This window comes from Aminobacterium sp. MB27-C1 (assembly GCF_030908405.1).
Lineage (GTDB): Bacteria > Synergistota > Synergistia > Synergistales > Aminobacteriaceae > Aminobacterium.
Genome location: NZ_CP133089.1, coordinates 578,472 through 595,487, shown reverse-complemented (window position 1 = coordinate 595,487; position 17,016 = coordinate 578,472). Strand labels below are relative to the sequence as shown.

Annotated in this window: 17 protein-coding genes and 1 riboswitch; of the genes, 4 read left to right on the top strand and 13 right to left on the bottom strand. The window is 43.6% G+C overall.

Going from position 1 to position 17,016, the window contains the following annotated elements:
- Positions 1-31: 31 nt before the first annotated feature.
- A complete protein-coding gene (locus tag RBH88_RS02870) occupies positions 32-448 on the bottom strand; it encodes a GrdX family protein (protein WP_213690848.1) in 417 nt (138 codons plus the stop codon).
- 97 nt (positions 449-545) lie between these two features.
- Positions 546-661: riboswitch (glycine riboswitch) on the bottom strand.
- 189 nt (positions 662-850) lie between these two features.
- Positions 851-2,188, bottom strand: a complete 1,338-nt coding sequence (locus RBH88_RS02865; RefSeq protein WP_213699632.1) for a sodium-dependent transporter — start codon at positions 2,186-2,188, stop codon at positions 851-853.
- A 265-nt stretch (positions 2,189-2,453) separates the two neighbouring features.
- Between RBH88_RS02865 and RBH88_RS02860 the strand changes: the two genes are divergently transcribed.
- Genes RBH88_RS02860 through hypE form a run of 3 tightly spaced genes read left to right on the top strand, consistent with a single transcriptional unit; the run spans position 2,454 to position 4,802 of the window.
- Complete coding sequence (locus RBH88_RS02860; protein ID WP_307879850.1) at positions 2,454-2,723, top strand: HypC/HybG/HupF family hydrogenase formation chaperone; 270 nt, start codon at positions 2,454-2,456, stop codon at positions 2,721-2,723.
- On the top strand, positions 2,677-3,855 hold the full coding sequence (gene hypD / locus RBH88_RS02855; protein WP_307879849.1) for a hydrogenase formation protein HypD: 1,179 nt from the start codon (positions 2,677-2,679) through the stop codon (positions 3,853-3,855). The genes RBH88_RS02860 and hypD overlap by 47 nt, the downstream gene beginning before the upstream one ends.
- Positions 3,807-4,802, top strand: a complete 996-nt coding sequence (hypE, locus tag RBH88_RS02850; protein ID WP_307880070.1) for a hydrogenase expression/formation protein HypE — start codon at positions 3,807-3,809, stop codon at positions 4,800-4,802. Before hypD ends, hypE begins: the two co-directional genes overlap by 49 nt.
- A gap of 94 nt (positions 4,803-4,896) precedes the next feature.
- On the opposite strand, the gene RBH88_RS02845 is transcribed toward hypE, so the two are convergent.
- From RBH88_RS02845 to queD, 11 genes are all read right to left on the bottom strand, one after another.
- Complete coding sequence (locus RBH88_RS02845; RefSeq protein ID WP_213690869.1) at positions 4,897-5,682, bottom strand: TIGR00282 family metallophosphoesterase; 786 nt, start codon at positions 5,680-5,682, stop codon at positions 4,897-4,899.
- Between the two features lie 12 nt (positions 5,683-5,694).
- Complete coding sequence (gene rny / locus RBH88_RS02840; protein ID WP_213690846.1) at positions 5,695-7,236, bottom strand: ribonuclease Y; 1,542 nt, start codon at positions 7,234-7,236, stop codon at positions 5,695-5,697.
- Positions 7,237-7,328: 92 nt separating this feature from the next.
- Entirely contained in the window at positions 7,329-7,763 is a 435-nt protein-coding gene (locus RBH88_RS02835; RefSeq protein ID WP_213699633.1) for a regulatory protein RecX, read from the bottom strand.
- On the bottom strand, positions 7,760-9,847 hold the full coding sequence (recG, locus tag RBH88_RS02830; protein WP_213699634.1) for an ATP-dependent DNA helicase RecG: 2,088 nt from the start codon (positions 9,845-9,847) through the stop codon (positions 7,760-7,762). The genes RBH88_RS02835 and recG overlap by 4 nt, the downstream gene beginning before the upstream one ends.
- A complete protein-coding gene (locus RBH88_RS02825) occupies positions 9,844-10,347 on the bottom strand; it encodes a DivIVA domain-containing protein (protein WP_307879848.1) in 504 nt (167 codons plus the stop codon). Before RBH88_RS02825 ends, recG begins: the two co-directional genes overlap by 4 nt.
- A complete protein-coding gene (gene sepF / locus RBH88_RS02820) occupies positions 10,340-10,744 on the bottom strand; it encodes a cell division protein SepF (RefSeq protein WP_213690842.1) in 405 nt (134 codons plus the stop codon). The genes RBH88_RS02825 and sepF overlap by 8 nt, the downstream gene beginning before the upstream one ends.
- Before the next feature lie 28 nt (positions 10,745-10,772).
- The gene (locus tag RBH88_RS02815) at positions 10,773-11,477 is read right to left on the bottom strand and encodes a YggS family pyridoxal phosphate-dependent enzyme (protein ID WP_307879847.1); all 705 of its coding nucleotides are present in this window, start codon (positions 11,475-11,477) and stop codon (positions 10,773-10,775) included.
- Complete coding sequence (locus RBH88_RS02810) at positions 11,471-12,394, bottom strand: hypothetical protein (RefSeq protein ID WP_213690840.1); 924 nt, start codon at positions 12,392-12,394, stop codon at positions 11,471-11,473. The genes RBH88_RS02815 and RBH88_RS02810 overlap by 7 nt, the downstream gene beginning before the upstream one ends.
- A gap of 3 nt (positions 12,395-12,397) precedes the next feature.
- Positions 12,398-13,372 carry a 2-hydroxyacid dehydrogenase gene (locus RBH88_RS02805; RefSeq protein ID WP_307879846.1) on the bottom strand — a complete coding sequence of 325 codons (975 nt, stop codon included), beginning with the start codon at positions 13,370-13,372 and terminating at the stop codon, positions 12,398-12,400.
- A 10-nt stretch (positions 13,373-13,382) separates the two neighbouring features.
- Positions 13,383-14,156, bottom strand: a complete 774-nt coding sequence (gene folE2 / locus RBH88_RS02800) for a GTP cyclohydrolase FolE2 (RefSeq protein ID WP_213690838.1) — start codon at positions 14,154-14,156, stop codon at positions 13,383-13,385.
- Positions 14,149-14,517 (bottom strand): 6-carboxytetrahydropterin synthase QueD, encoded by a 369-nt coding sequence (queD, locus tag RBH88_RS02795; RefSeq protein WP_307879845.1) that lies wholly within the window; start codon positions 14,515-14,517, stop codon positions 14,149-14,151. Before queD ends, folE2 begins: the two co-directional genes overlap by 8 nt.
- A 340-nt stretch (positions 14,518-14,857) precedes the next feature.
- Here queD and RBH88_RS02790 point away from each other — a divergent pair, with 340 nt between their 5' ends.
- Positions 14,858-16,969 (top strand): glutamine synthetase III, encoded by a 2,112-nt coding sequence (locus RBH88_RS02790; protein ID WP_213690836.1) that lies wholly within the window; start codon positions 14,858-14,860, stop codon positions 16,967-16,969.
- The last annotated feature ends 47 nt before the right edge of the window (positions 16,970-17,016 follow it).

Sequence of the window (17,016 nt, the reverse complement as noted above, 5' to 3'; positions counted from 1 at the left end):
ATCTCACTAACACGACAACACTAACCCCTATTTATCTCTGCTCATCCCCAGCAGAGAAAAACATTGAATACTTATTCAGACTTTCTTTAATAAGTTCCTTATCAAGAAATGAGAAATCATCTATCATTTCCTCTGATAGAGACGAGACTTTTAGTATCCTCTCTCCACAAGAACGATAAATCGAAAGAGCGTTTTCTATAAGCTCAAGGGAATATGTATCTACTTGACGTACAGAATTTTCACTTGGAGCTTCTAAAAGAAGGGAACGGAAAGGATGCTGATAGGGGCGCAAATTACCATAAAGCGGATGTGACAAAAGAACCCATCCTTGATGGATATAATCACGAGCTACAACCAAAACGTCGAATGACGATCCTTCTACACATTCGACATTTTTCACTCTCTTACAAAGAGTTTTATTATTTGTTACGAGGAGCTTGCGACCCATATACACTGCCTCCTATATCGATTCTATAGGTAAGACAATCTCTGTCGCATAGCCCAATCTGGCTCTATGAAAAGAGCGGCTAACTCTTCCAGAGACCCGTCCAGTCGCAATCCTTGTGCCTGAGAGTTTCCATTTTAAGGTTCCTACACCTAAAAACATTGCCCCTTCGGCGCCCCTCTACCATAGTAAAAAGGACTCTCTTGCGACCTTCCTCCGGCAATCTGTTATGATTCTACACTATAAGTGATGATAGTCAAGGCCCTTGTGAAAAATGAAACTTTCATCCTATTCACATAAATATACAAAATACAGGGGGAATTATTCTCCCCCCTGTTATCTTTACTTTAAGCAGCTATTGTCAAAACCCGCTGCTGATTTCACTTTTATTACCTTACTACTCTTTTACCATTTCAACCCCTGCCAGAAAATGATAGCAATGGCTATTGGGGCAACAGTTCTACATATCCAAATCCATACATCCATCAGACCAAATTGATATGTGCCATCGTTGCTAACCTCTTTACGCGCAGTCTCTGTCCAGACCCAGCCGACAAAAAGGGCAATGAAGAGTCCACCTAAAGGTAACAACACGTTAGAAGCCAAAAAGTCCGCCGCATCAAGGAAATCTTTTCCCGCAACTTTCAAATTGCCTGCAAGAGAAATTGCAGAAGGAATACCCAACAGGAAAATTGTCAGTCCCATAAGCAACGCAGCCTTGGGTCGTCCCCATCCCATTTCATCGATAAAGTAAGCAGAAACCACTTCAAGCAAAGAAATAGCAGACGTTAGCGCCGCTATGAAGAGAAGCAAAAAGAATAGTGATGACCAAATGGGACCACCAGGCATCTGAGAAAAGACAGATGGCAACGTAACAAATGTAAGCCCCGGGCCAGCTCCGGCTTCGACACCAAATGCAAAAACTGCCGGGAAAATAACGAGACCAGCAAGTAAGGCTACCATTGTGTCGATAAAGCATATCTGACCAACAGCACTTGGTATTGTCGTATTTCTCGTCAAATAGCTGCCATACGTAATCATACATCCCATGCCAAGAGAAAGAGAGAAGAAAGCCTGACCTAACGCTGCCAAGAAAGTATCTCCGGTAATTTTCGACATGTCGGGTTTAAGATAGAATTCAAGCCCTTTTCCTGCGCCTTCAAGAGTCACAGAACGAACAATAAGAATCAAAAGAATTACAAAAAGCGCTGGCATCAACACTTTACAATACTTTTCAATTCCTTCGCCTATACCACGATAGACAACCCAAATAGTTACTATCATAAAAAGCGCTTGGAACATAATAACTTGTGGCGTATTTGTTACGAAACCGCCAAATACATCTCCAGCCTTGCCAGCAGCTCCTGCTTCCATGAGCCCTGTCCATGAGCTAATAAAGTATTTAATAGTCCAACCGCCAATAACTCCGTAATAAGACAAAATAATAAACCCTGCAGCGACACCCATCCAGCCAACGATCGGCCAAGCTCCACCTTTTAATTTTTTAAATGACCCTACAGCATTCAACTGAGCGCGACGTCCAATGGCTACCTCTGCAAGCATAACGGAGAAGCCGATAACAAAAACAAGTGCAACATAAATAAGAACAAAAGCTCCTCCACCATTTTGGCCAGTGATATAAGGGAAACGCCAAATGTTTCCCAAACCAACGGCTGAACCAGCGGCCGCAAGAATAAAACCTATTCTACTTCCCCACTGTTCTCTCTCTCCATTGTTACTCATCTTCCATATAACCCCCCTTTTCATCTGACTACTAAAAACTTTTGTAACATTCGACTCTCACTCTATTTTTTCCTCTTCCACCTCCCCACACTCAACAACTAAATTTGAAAATACTCAAGATTGGCATTATTCAAGATATACGATAATGTACTTCAATTATACATCAAGAGGTTAATAATTGTAGCCCTTAAATGAAAATAAAATGATCAAAAATTCTTTTATTTTTTCTGTCCATTGCATAAGAAATGATATAGAGTAGAATTATATGTCGGAAGGAGTGATAGACGAGATGTGTCTTGCTGTTCCTCACACAATAGAAAAATTCTTAGGTGAAAACAAAGCGTTAGCCAACACAGGTTCCGTTCAGGTTGAAGTTCGTACAGACTTGTTAGACTCTGTTGAAATAGGAGATACCGTTCTGGTACATGCGGGTTTTGCTATTGAAAAACTAGAAAAAGACGATTCAATAGAGTTGCGGGCCCTTTGGGATGAAATTTATCAATATGCCGAACAGAGCCATGCAAAAGTCCGATAAAAAATCCAACCCCTTCAAGGCCTCTTTTACAGCTCAACATGTAATAGAAGCCATCGGCCAGAGAATTTCAAAACCATTAACTTTTATGGAAGTATGCGGAACACATACAGTCTCTATATTCCGTTCAGGAATCCGCTCTCTTCTTCCTGAAGAGTTATCTCTTGTATCTGGACCAGGATGTCCCGTCTGTGTGACAGATCAAGGAGAGATCGATTGCGCCATAGACATTCTTGACATGCCACAAATCACAGTAGCAACCTACGGAGATATGCTTCGTGTTCCTGGAACCAAGAGCTCTCTCTCCGAGAGAAAAAGCGAGGGGAAGGATGTTCGACTGGTAACAAGCGCAGCTCAGGCTTTATCCATTGCAGAAAATAACCCCGAACGAGAAGTTGTTTTTTTGGCTGTGGGTTTTGAAACAACTGCTCCAGCAACCGCAGCTACCGTTCTCGAAGCGCGCGAAAAGAACATTTCAAATTTCTCTATTCTGAGTTATCACAAACAAACACCTCCCGTTTTGGAGCAATTAGTTCAAGATCCAGACCTGAAAATAGATGGTTTTATTCTTCCTGGTCACGTCAGTGTTATTCTCGGACACAACGCCTATCGGTTCATTGCCCAAAAATATAAAATTCCTTGTGCTATTGCCGGATTCGAACCAATGGATATTCTTTTGGCCATTGCTGACCTTGTCTTTCAACATGCAAATGGTCAGGCTGTTTTACACTCTCTCTATCCACGAGCTGTCCGACCAGAAGGCAATCAAAAAGCTCTTTCAATGATAGACCGGGTATTTACACCCTGCTCTGCTCGATGGAGAGGCTTGGGAGAAATTCCTCTCTCCGGATATATGCTTAAGGAAGAGTTTTCATCGTTTGATACCCTTCTTCGGTTTCAAATAACACTTACATCACCGCCTCCTCCTGCAGGATGCCGTTGTGGTGATGTTTTAGCAGGGCATATACGTCCATTGGAATGCCCTCTTTTCGCTAAACGATGCACACCTATGACTCCCGTTGGACCATGTATGGTCTCAAGTGAAGGGTCTTGCTCTGCATACTACAAATATAATAGAGGAGGTGAATCTCCCTGGAAAAAGTCACACTTGGCCACGGAAGTGGCGGACGATTAACTCAAGATCTTATACAGGTCATTCTTTCCGTCTTTCCTAAAAAAAATCTTACGTCAGATCTTGAAGATTGTGCTCTTATCTGGGAGAAGATTGGTGTAACCATTGATAGCTTTACTGTTTCGCCTCGAGATTTTCCAGGTGGGGATATTGGAGAGCTTGCAATCTGCGGAAGTGCAAATGACTTAGCCGTTCGTGGGGTTAAACCTCAATTTATAACGATGAGTGTTGTTGCAGAAGAAGGTTTTCATATAGATGAACTCACACGATATATGAAAAGTGCCTCTTCGATATGCCAAAAACTCGGCATTCAGCTTGTAGCAGGGGATACTAAAGTAGTTCCCAAGGGGCACGTTGAAGGTCTTTTCATAACAACATGCGCTGTTGGAGAAAGAGTTACACCTGCCCCGTTGGGGATGAATCTTCTCCAGCCAAGCGATACGATTATCGTCAGTACATCTATAGGACGACACGGTGCAGCAATAGGGGCAAGCCGTTTTGATCTTAATCCGGAAGACCTGAAAAGTGATTGTGCTCCTCTTTGGCCAGCATTAGAACCACTGCTCAAAATTGATGGGTTACGCTGTATGCGCGACTGCACCCGAGGAGGGCTGGGCACGGTTATGTGCGAATGGGCCGAAGGACGACAATTAGGAGTAACACTCTCAGAAGAGGGCATTCCTATTCGTTCATCAGTGCAGTCTGTCTGTGATATTTTAGGTTTTGATCCGCTTTATTTAGCGTGTGAAGGATGTGCAGCCATAGGAGTTGACCCGAAAGACGCAGATAAGGTATTGAATATTTTACGGGAAAACCCTCTTTGCCAAGAAGCCTCAATAATAGGCAGTGTCACTGAAGAACATAAGGGAATGGTTGCTCTTCAGACAAAAATAGGTGGTATGCGAGTAGTGGATATGCCAGTAGGTGAAATGTTGCCCCGTATCTGCTAAGACCGCAGATTATAAAAATTACATGATTAAAAAAGGGAGGAGCTTTTGAAAGCTCCTCCCTTTTGTTTTATTAATCAATTTTTTTATTATCTTATTAGTTTTCTTCGTCTAATACTCGTACTATTCTTTCTATGTGTGTAGCTTTTTTAGTCTCTGTGTCGATATCAATAAGCACAGCATTAAGACGCAAATCGTCGCTGGCCACTTGAAATCGAGAGGGGAGACCTGTAAGGAATTTTGGCAAAACACTTTCTAACGTCATACCAATAGCGCTGTGATGCGCACCTGTCATTCCTACATCAGAAATATATGCTGTTCCTTTTGGTAGAATTTCTTCGTCAGCTGTCTGTACGTGAGTATGGGTTCCAAGAAAAGCTGAAACTCTGCCATCAAGATAAAAACCTAAAACCCTCTTTTCAGATGTTGCCTCTGCGTGAAAATCAATTAGGGTGGGAACATCGGCAAAATCTTCTAAAATTTCATCAGCCTTACGAAAAGGACAGTCAGTATCAGGCATAAAAACCCGACCCTGCAAATTTATAAGGCCAAGCTTCAATCCTCGTTTCGAAAGAACAGTCACTCCTATTCCAGGACACCCTGGCGGATAGTTAGCAGGCCGCACTATTCGAGTTTCTTCGTCTAAAACTGTGTAAAAATCAGACCTATCCCAAATATGATTTCCTGATGTAATACCATCTACTCCTGCATCAAAGAACTCGTCTTTGATTTTCTCCGTCAAGCCCTTTCCAGCAGCAGCATTTTCACCATTAACAATGACAAAATCAATCTTCGAAAATTCTTTCTTAAGAAGAGGCAACTGGGTCAAAAAAGTTTTTCGACCCGGTCGCCCCACTATATCTCCAACGAAAAGTATTCTCATCATCGCAAATGCCTACTTCGCATATTCTGTTGCCCGAACCTCACGTGTTACCGTGACTTTGATCTGACCTGGATATTTCATCTCTTCTTCGATCTTACGGGCGATATCATAGGCTATTTTATAAACAACGCCTTCATCCGTCACATTGGGAGAGACCACAACGCGAACTTCACGTCCAGCCTGTATAGCGAATGCTTTACTTACTCCCTTGAAAGATTTCGCTACTTCCTCCAGCTTTTCGAGTCTGCGTATATATGCGTCAAGGCTTTCTCTTCTAGCTCCCGGACGAGATGCGCTCACAGCATCTGCAGCAGCAACAATAACGTCAAACACCGACTGCTGCTCTACATCTTCATGATGTGCCGCGATAGCATTTATGATTTCTGGAGATTCGCCATACCGTTTCGCCAAGTCTGCTCCGATAAGGGCGTGAGGCCCCTCTATCTGATGGTCCACAGCCTTCCCTATATCATGCAACAAACCGGCTCGTCTGGCCAACTCCTCATCAACACCCAATTCAGCAGCGATAATACCCGATAAGTGTGATACTTCAAGGCTATGCTGTAAGGCATTTTGTCCGTAGCTATATCGATATCGCAATTGACCTATAAGGCGAATAAGCTCATCGTGCATATTTTTAACGCCTGTTTCCAAAAGGGCGGTTTCTCCAGCTTCAAGTATCTGCTCATCAACATCTTTTGTTGCCTTTTCCACCAGTTCTTCGATCCGGGCAGGATGAATCCTTCCATCGGCAACAAGTCTTTCGAGAGAAAGACGTGCAACCTCTCTTCGTACAGGATCAAAACTGCTCAAAGTCACAGCTTCTGGCGTGTCATCAACAATAAGATCTACGCCTGTCAAGGTTTCAAAGGAACGAATATTTCGTCCTTCACGGCCAATAATACGTCCCTTCATTTCATCAGAAGGCAGAGGCACGACACTCACGGCGACTTCCGATGTCTGTTCAACAGCACAACGTTGGATAGCCGTCGCAAGAACTTCTTTCCCCTTTTTCTCCGCTTCTCGCCGCGTTCGTTCCTCTAAATCTTTCATAAGCATGCCCAAATCATGCTGCATATCGTCTTCTGTCTCTTTAAGAAGAATCTGACGGGCCTCTTCTCTCGACATTTGAGCAATCTCTTCAAGGCGTTTAACCTGTTCCTGTCGAACAAGCTCTACCTCGGCAGACTGTTTCTCTATATCGTCTTTACGTTGACGAAGTTCTTCCTCTTTGTGACCAATCCGGTCCATCTTTTTATCAAGATTTTCTTCTTTTTGCTCAAGGCGTCGTTCTGCTCTTTGAAGTTCCAAGCGACGCTCCTTACTTTCCCGTTCAACTTCCTGACGAAGTTTATACGCTTCTTCGCGAGCCTCCGCCAACTTCTCCCGTTTACGCTGTTCCCCCTCTTGAAGAGCCTCTTTAAGAATTGTTTCTGCTCGTAATTTGGCATTTTCAAGATGTTTGGCTCCAATAGTCTTTGAAAGCATGAACCCTGCTGCAACTCCAGCAGCAAGGCCAGCAGCTATTCCTATAATAGCAGTCATCATTTGCATAATTGGCCTATCACTCCTCATTTTATTATCAAGGTGCTGATCAGTAACATTTTAAGACCGCACACGTAGTGCTGAGGATTCTATTTTACAGATCAACGGAAAGGCTCACAAGTCCTTTCCAAAGCAATCTTGCAGGAACTGGCAGAAAATCCACGACGTATCAATCGTCCCCATATTTTTCGAGAATCAACATCATGCCGCTTCCACTCCTGTGCCAAGACACACGCACGATGTACTTCGTCTGTTTCCGCTTCCTCGAGCACCTTTTGAATTATCGTAGGACTCACTTTTCGTCGTCTCAGCTCGTCCCGTAACTTTCGGTCACCCCACCCCACATGAGATGCTACATAAAGAATACTATAGGCTTCATCATCTAGAAAGCCCAATTCTGTATATTTTTCTACCAATGTATGTGCTACTTCTTCAGCTGCACCCTTCTTTATGAGTTTATCCTGAATTTGCCAACACGTATAGGCTCCACGGGTCAACAAACGCTGAAGATAGTTTTCAAAATATTCTTCATTCATGCAATTCCCACCAAATCCAGGTTTCGTCCAACTGTTCTTAACACGTAGTTCAAAAGTTCCGGTTCTTTTTCAAGTCGTGAATCCTTTTCGATCAGATCAGACGCATCTTTTCGGGCCAATTCCAAGAGAGAACGATCTTTCAATAAATCAGCCACACGAAAATCTGTAATTCCATGCTGTCTGATGCCACAAACTTCTCCTGGACCGCGAAGTTTCAAATCTGCTTCCGCTATTTTAAATCCGTCAGTTGTCGCACACATAACCTTTAGCCGTTCCACAGCTTCCTTTGTTGATGGGTTGCTTAAAAGAACGCAATACCCCTGTTTTTTTCCTCTTCCCACTCGACCACGAAGTTGATGAAGTTGCGAAAGACCAAAACGATCCGCATCTTCGATAATCATGACCGTCGCCTCAGGAACATCAACTCCAACTTCTATAACAGTAGTCGATACGAGTATATCAAGTTTCCCCGCGGCGAAATGATTCATCACGTTTTCTTTTTCCTTCGCTGGAAGTTGTCCATGTAATAATCCCACTCTCAGTTCAGAAAATAGTTCCTGCAAATATTCATATCTTTCCGTAACTGATGTTACTGAAAGGGCTTCACTCTCTTCAATAAGAGGACACACCCAATATACTCTCTCTTTCTCCGAGCATCGCTCCCGAATGAAAGTCCACAATCGCCTCTCTTCTTTTTTCTTGAGCCAGCGAGTATGAATCTCAGTTCTCCCAGGAGGCATCTCATCTATTGTAGAGACAGAAAGATCTCCGTAAACAGAGAGCGTAAGTGTTCTGGGAATGGGCGTTGCCGTCATCACCAACACGTGAGGAACCATGCCCTCATTGCTTCCCTTGGAACGCAGTGCATTTTTTTGAAGCACTCCAAATCGATGCTGTTCATCTATAACCGCCAAACCCAGTTTCAAGAAAAGAACAGGATCTGAGAATAATGCGTGGGTCCCGACAACCACCTGTGCTTCGCCGCTTTCTATTTTGTGCAGTGTATCATCCCTCACGCTGTTTTTTAAAGAACCAACGAGCAAAACTACAGAAATTCCCAAATGTTTAAATAAGGATTTCAATCGATAGTAATGTTGTTGGGCTAAAATTTCTGTAGGAGCCATAAATGCTCCTTGAAACCCAGCTTCCACAGCTTGAATGAGGGCTAAAACAGCAATAGCCGTCTTTCCCGAGCCCACATCCCCCTGAAGCAGACGGTGCATGGGAATGCTCTGTTCCAAATCTGAACTTATTTCGAAAGAGACTCGCTTTTGCGCTTCAGTCAAGGCGTAAGGGAAGACCTCATCTAAAAACTTTTTCCGCAACGGGCCATCTACAGGTAATATTGGCGCTTTTTCTGCAAAATGCGAACGCTTACCCCGTCGGAGAGCCATTCCTGTCTGCAGAACGAATAGCTCTTGAAAAGCAAGACGATCCCGCGCTTTCTTCCAGCTCTTTCTGCCTTGTGGATAGTGCATTTCACGAACAGCTTCGAAGAACGTCGGAAATTCATATTTCAAGCAAATAGATGTTGGAAGAGGGTCCGACGTTATTTTATAATTTTCAAGACAAAAACGAACTACATTGCGAAACCAGCGTTGTTGCAATCCGGCAGTAAGTGGATAAACCGGCACAATATGTCCAATGGAATCCGGATGTTCCCCTTCCTCTATGATTTCAAATTCAGGACTCGTAATTTGCAGTTGCCCGTATCGCCATTCAACTGCACCATATAATGCAACTTCCTTCCCTGGAGTGAGAAGGCGTTCAAGTCCCTTCCGATTGAACCAGACAGCCCGTATGAAATCGTGTCCATCAGTAAGAAGAGCTTGGATAATCATGAAGCCTTTTCTTGAGGTCTGGCGTTTTTCCAAAGCAACAACACGAACGAGAAGAGAAACTGTTGTATCCGGCTTTACATCGGCAAGGGGGGTTAATCCCCTCCGATCTTCGTAACGACGGGGGAAAAAAAGAAGAAGATCTTCCACCGTCTCTATCTCTAGACGATTCAACAGTTTTTCTCGAACTGCCCCTACCCCTTTTATGTAGCGAATCGGTTGCTGATGTACTTCAAGTTCGGTCACTCCGCCTGATGCTCCTCAACTACAGTAATTTCCTGAGTAACGTCAACATCGTCTTCAATAGAATCGATTAAGGAAGAGAACTTGGTCAACAAAGCTGCCATATCACTCTTAAAGACGCGTTTCATGTCAGAAAACCTGGCCGCATCACGTCGATGACGGTCTCGCTCGTTCATCGCCTCAAAAACAATTCTCTCTCCCTTGGCCCGGGCCTCAGAAATAATAGCATCAGCTTCCTGCTTTGCCGCATCATTTTTCGCTTCTGCACTTTTTTGAGCCATGAGAAGTGTTTCCTGCAATGTATCCTTAAGATTGTTATATTCCTTCAATTGCTCTTCCAAACACATTTTTTCCCGTTCCAGGTCTGAGAACTGCTGCCCCATAAGACGTAACGTCTCTGCTAAATGATCAAGGAATTCGTCAACCTGATCGGGGTCATACCCTCTGATAGCCCTGGAAAAGGTTTTACTTTCAATATCAAGCGCCGTGATAAGATCAGGCACGATGTTCCTCCTTCCATTCTTCCACTATACCCTTGCGATGAGATGCCATGAATACTCCTGGAGAGACACGAACTACATCTCCTCGCATAGCGAAAGCAACTCCACACAAAAAATCAAGTACACTTTGCCCTACGTCACGATCCATATTCCGCAAATCAACAATAACATTAAGACCCTTATGCAGGGCTTCCCCAAGTTCTTCTCTACGATCAAGACAAAGTTCTCCACGACAAATAATAATCTGAGCCTGTGTCGGTGGAGATTTTAAGATACGTTTCTGGCGTTCTTCAACATCTTCTTCGCCGTAAGTTGTTTCTAATTCCGTTTCATCTTCACCATTAACGTCATCGTAGTTATATTCGGCAAGCCCCAACATCGCCATAAGGCGCTCGAACATTGAACCACCTCCTATAATATAAGAGCGGTTAATACGATCGAGGACCAAATATCGCCGTCCCGATCCGGACCATGGTACTTCCCTCTTCGATAGCCCACTGAAAATCGCCGCTCATCCCCATAGAAAGTTCTGGAAGCGAAACGTCCCTTGATGAGCTTAAATTTTCTTTCAAGCTTCTGAGTAGAGCGAAAGCCTCTCTAACTTCGCTTTCTTCTTCCGTGAGAGGACCTACAGTCATAAGACCTTGAACTGTTAGAGATGGACACTCTCCCATAACATAATCGAAAAGAGAATAGACATCATCGGGAGCAACTCCATGTTTGGCACTTTCTCCCGAGGTATTGACCTCAAGCAAAACACGAACTGTACGCTTCATTTCCACACAAATACGTTCAAGTCGTTCTGCAAGAGCAATAGAATCTAAAGATTGAATAACATTAAAAATTTCAAGAGCTTTTCTTGCTTTGTTTCTCTGCAAGTGTCCTATAAGATGCCATTCAGCATTTACATTTTCCGGCCAGCTTGCCCGCTTGGTCTGGGCTTCCTGCACTCGGTTTTCACCAATGTTCGTAACGCCCGCTTCCTGTATGGCCTTAACCATTTCTTCTACTTTGTGATTTTTAGTCACAGCAATAAGTTGAATCTCTTCTTTTTTGCGCCCGCTCTTCTTTGCACTTTCTGCAATCAAGCCACGAATTCTTTCTACATTTTCACAAATATTAACGTTTACCATAGCTCAACTCGACCCTCCCTGGCATGATCTGCTTTGAGTATAACAATATTTCCTGGTTGCAGTCCGCTTGTCACGAAAAAAAGATGATCAGACAGGGGAATACCATTGATTTCTTTAAAACAGGCATAGTTTCCTTCTACAAGGAAAACCCCAAGTTTCCCGCCTCGCAAGATAACCGCCGATTGAGGAACTGAAACGCCTACACGTTCTTCCGTAGAAATAAGATACGATACAGAACGATTTTTCACAATATTAACAGGAAAAAAGGGCAATGAGAGATACAATTTTGTTCTATACCCCATTTTACGAACTACGCGTATTCCCGCTTCGTACAATGATTCTTTGGGCCCTCTGCGCACCAAAAGTACTCCTCGTGCCAGTTGTTTTTCAAGGGCCGGAGTTAAATCGGCATAACCTACAATACGCAGCTGTTGAGGCATCGGAATAATTTTGCCGATAGCGTCTCCCTTGTTAACTTTATGATTTCCAGGAAAATACCTCAGCGATGGAAGGTCAGGAAATTTTTCCTCTCCCCCCCAAAGGGAAGAGTAGCTCAACCCACCTTCCACACCATCAAGGCCCGGAATAAAATAACCTGTCTGAGGGGCCCGTAATTGTTGGCGTGCGGAGGCTGTTACAGTCGCAATGACATCCCCTTTGCTGACTCTCCCTCCATGCCCTGAAACAGCATATGAAAGTGTTCCCTTGAGGGGAGAAGTCACTACAACTTCGTCCCATAAAAGAACACCATACAGAGGAACCTGCTCCTCATACGAATGAGGAATAGCCTGTGCAATACGAGGATGAGTCACTTCGTAATAACGCCACCAAAGACCATAAATCCAAATAGCTGCCGTTATAAAACATAAAACAATAACTCCATAAAGAAGTTTTTTCCTTTTTTCTTTAAAGTCCATCGATTAGAGTGTCTTCTTTCTTTGAAGATCCCTGCTATTCAAGCAAGAATAGGGCTCTTCTCCAAGGGCCACCCTCTGAACATTTTTTACAATAAAGTCAATAGCACCATTCAAAGAAGCATCAGTGACCCCTCCAATATGAGGGGTTGTCGTTACAAGAGGGTGATTCAATATAGGGTCAGTAATTTCAGGCGGCTCTTTCCAAAAAACGTCGAAACCTGCGCCTGCAATCCATTTGTTTTGAAGAGCTTTATCAAAGGCTTCACGCACAACAATATCCCCGCGAGCCACATTAATAAAGAAAGCGTCCCTATCCATCGACTGAAAGAAAGGTTCTGCTATTGAATGATATGTCTCTGGGGTCAAAGCCAACGCCAAAATAACAAAGCGGCAACCTGCCAATGCTTTTTCCATTTCAGCCAGGGAATAAAAGGTATCAACTCCCCATTGGGAAAATTCTTCCCGGTGCGTTCTATTAACCCCAGTAACGCTCATTCCAAGGCCTTTTAACCGCTCAACAACACAGTGCCCCAAGTTTCCAAGTCCGATGACACAAGCTCGTTTTCCCCAAAGAGTGACTCCCGGAGGTGTGAACACCTTGCCTTCCTGAAGTTTTTCTTTCGCCCTGTGATATCGTCTTGCCAGCAGCATCATATGAAGAATGGCTATCTCTGCAACACCTTCTGCATTACCTGTTCCCCGCGAAGGAATATTACATGCATAAACGCCTGCTTCAGTACAATCTTCAACGTTTAACCCCTCTACACCAACACCCCACTGCTGAACCAATTTAAGTTTTGCTCCATACTTGAGAATATCCTTATCTATAGTCATGGGGCGTATAACAAAAATATCTGCCCATGGGAGTTTGGAAGGTATCTCTTCGTCTTCGGCAACATCTAAAGAATGCTCTTGGAAAGCCGGAGAAAGCACATCCCATAAACGTAAAAAAGCCTTGCCACCAAAGAGTATGTTCATACTATCCCCCCTAAGAAGATACGTGCCGCTCTAATTCCGCGAAAGCATCGTGATTATGTATACTTTCTGAGCTTACAACTCGCACTCTGTACCATGAAATGCGTTCTTCCGTGTCGAGTTCCAACGCTGTATCACGTAAAACATCCTCCACAAATTTAGCGTTATTATACGCTTGTTCAGTAACATATTTTTCATCTTCCCGTTTCAATAATGTGTAAAGAGGTGCAGAACCACATCGCTCAGCTATTTCTACAAGTTCCTCTATCCATACGAAATTTTTCATACGGACAGAAATATCTATCCGAGCTCTTTGATTATGAGCTCCAACATCCGAAATTTCCTTTGAACATGGACATAACGTTTGAACTGGCACCGAAACAGTAGTTATCAGGTCGAAGTTTTCCTCTTTTTGAGTCCAAAAAGTAACATCATATCGGGAATAGCTCGGAATTTTTGTTACAGGAGCATAACGGCGGATAAAATAGGGAAATTGAAAGGTTATCTCCGCCCGATCGGCTTCCAGAACCTGGCGAAGGTGTTCTGTAATTTGCTCCATTCGGGATAAGGTAATTTTGCCTTGTATCTCTTCAAGCACTTCGATAAAACGACTCATGTGTGTTCCCCTGTAGTGATGAGGCAGGGAGACCGCCATCGAAATCTGAGCTACAGTCTGCTGTTCGTTCTGTTCTCTGTCAAGAACAACTATAGGATAAGAAACATTTCGTACCCCTACGAGGTCAATGGCAACCTTTCTTGAATCTCTCTCGTTTTGAACATCACGCATAGATGTCTTCCTTTCTGACAATAACTCCGCTGGTTGCGGTTTCCCAAATTTCTACAGCGTAGAGATGAGAATGTGGACGTTTGAAAAACTGTTCTATCTCTTTCCAGACCCAGACAGCAATATTTTCCGCTGAAGGCTGAGGAATAATATCGTTAATATAAGCATGGTCAAGACGAGAAACAACTTTTTCCTTTACTATTGAAGAGACTTCGCAAAAATCAACGACCATTCCCTCATGATCTGGAGTTCCTTCTATAACAATAACCATGCGGTAGGTATGCCCATGAAGGTTTTCGCATTTCCCCTTATAGTGCACAAGATTATGAGCCGCATCGAAAATAAACTCTTTCTTAAGAAGCATTGAGCCATTCGCTCCTCTCTCTATAAAAGTGACGTTATTTTGATTTTACACTATATTTACAAGACTTCGCATTTGTTGCATCTCACAAGAAAAGAGACGAAATACCCAGTTTTGATATATTTTGTCATCCCCAAATACATATACATGCAAAACTGCATAAAAAATGCTTCGCTTTAGAATTGAATGTGCATAAAACAACTTTTTAAATGCAATTTGCACATTAAACCCATACTTATAACATTAAATTTGCAAAAAGCTATTGACTCTTTATTTTTTAAGTGCTATAAAACAGCATCGTTTTTTATTCTATATCCACATTAGAAAGGGAGAGGAGATTAAGATGGCGTACGATAAACCACGTGATATTTTCGGCATGTATGTTTTCGATCGACGAGCTATGCGAGAACGACTACCGAGAGATGTATACGATGCTCTCATTGCTTCTATTGAAGGCGGTCAGAAACTTGACGCAAGTATTGCCGATATGGTAGCAGCCGCAATGAAAGAATGGGCTCTTTCAAAAGGGGCTACTCATTACACACATTGGTTTCATCCTCGAACAGAACTTACGGCAGAAAAGCATATGGCGTTCCTCACTGCCGACGAAAACGGACTGCCCATGGAGTCTTTTAAAGGAAAAGAACTGGTACAAAGTGAGCCAGACGCCTCTTCTTTCCCATCAGGTGGCATTCGCTCTACTTTTGAAGCACGCGGATATAGCGCATGGGACCCAACAAGTCCTGCTTTTATTGTTACGAGCCGAAAGGGAGGTACTCTCTGTATTCCATCTGTCTTCATCTCCTACGACGGAACTCCATTAGACCTCAAAACACCTCTGATGAAATCGCTCGATGCCGTGGAAAGCCGAGCCCTTCGTCTTTTAAAACTCTTTGGAAACCGCGGTGTCCGTTGGGCTAAGGTAACAGTAGGAGCTGAGCAGGAATTTTTCCTTGTCGACGGAGCTGGTGCACGTAAACGTCCCGATCTTCAATTCTGCGGACGTACTATTATTGGTTGTCAACCTCCTAAAGGACAACAGATGGAAGATCACTATTTTGGTGCCATTCCTCCACGAGTTCTTGCATATATGGAAGATGTCGAACGAGATCTGTATCGGCTGGGTGTTGTCATTACAACTCGACATAATGAGGTTGCCCCCTGCCAGTTCGAATTTGCACCACAGTTCGCTGAAGCCAACCTGGCATGCGATCAGAACCAGCTTATTATGGAAACTATGCGCAAAATGGCTCGTCGCCACGATCTCATGCTTTTGCTTCACGAAAAGCCTTTTGCCAGTCTCAACGGAAGTGGAAAACACATTAACTTCTCAATACAGGATAGTGAAGGTAAGAATGTATTGAAACCTTCATCAAACCAGAGAAAGAACATTCAGTTTTTGACGTTCCTATCAGCGCTGCTCCTTGGGCTTTCAAAGTATAGCCCCCTTCTTCGCGCCTCCATTGCATCTCCAGGGAATATGCACCGACTTGGAGGAAATGAAGCTCCTCCTGCAATTATGAGTGTCTATCTGGGAGATACGCTATCTGCTATTCTTGAGAGAATCGAGCAAGGACTTCCCGAATCTTTCCCCGGGAAGAGTCTCATCGATCTCGGCCTAACACGTCTACCAGAAGTCAGCGTAGATAATACAGATAGAAACAGAACTGCTCCATTAGCCTTCACAGGTAACAAGTTTGAATTCCGTGCACCTGGTGCATCTCAATCCATAGCCGGACCTCTTACCATGATCTTGAGTATCTGGGCGTGGGGATTAGATCAGATATGCTCAATGATAGAGTCCCGACTTGGCGGTGGGGACGTTGTAGATGCAGCCCTTGAAGCTATTCGTTACGCAGCTCAGGAAAGTAAAAATGTTCGCTTCGAAGGAAACGCATATAGTCAGGAATGGCACGATGAAGCAAAAAGACGGGGCTTGACTATTGCAAACAGTACCCCGGAAGCTCTTGCCCTCTATCTTGTTCCTGAGCATCGCCAGCTTTTGTCTGATTTACATGTTATGACAGATAGAGAGACATCTGCATATTATGAAATACGACTTGAGCAATACGTAAAAACTGTTGAAATCGAGATGGGCATTCTTCACTCCATGGTCTGGGAAGGTATTTTACCAGCTTTGACGAAACAAATTGTTCTAGAAGGACAATCCCTCTCTTCTTTTGAAGGAAAGGGAGCTATCGATACACAACCATGGTTTAAATTCGTAGAACGCCTAGGATCACTTAAGAGCGGGCTTCTAACATCTATCGAACGTCTGGACAATTTGCGTCAGTCTATTCAAGAAATGCCGCTTGAGAAACAGGCTCAGGTTCTCACAGAAGAAGGATTGCCTCTCTATGAAGCTATTCGAGGCATGTGTGACGCAGCTGAATCCATTACGGCAGCTAGCGTATGGCCCTATCCTACATATAGGGATTTACTGTACATTCCATAAAACGATTAATAATACTATGGGGCAGAGAAAATATTTTCTCTGCCCCA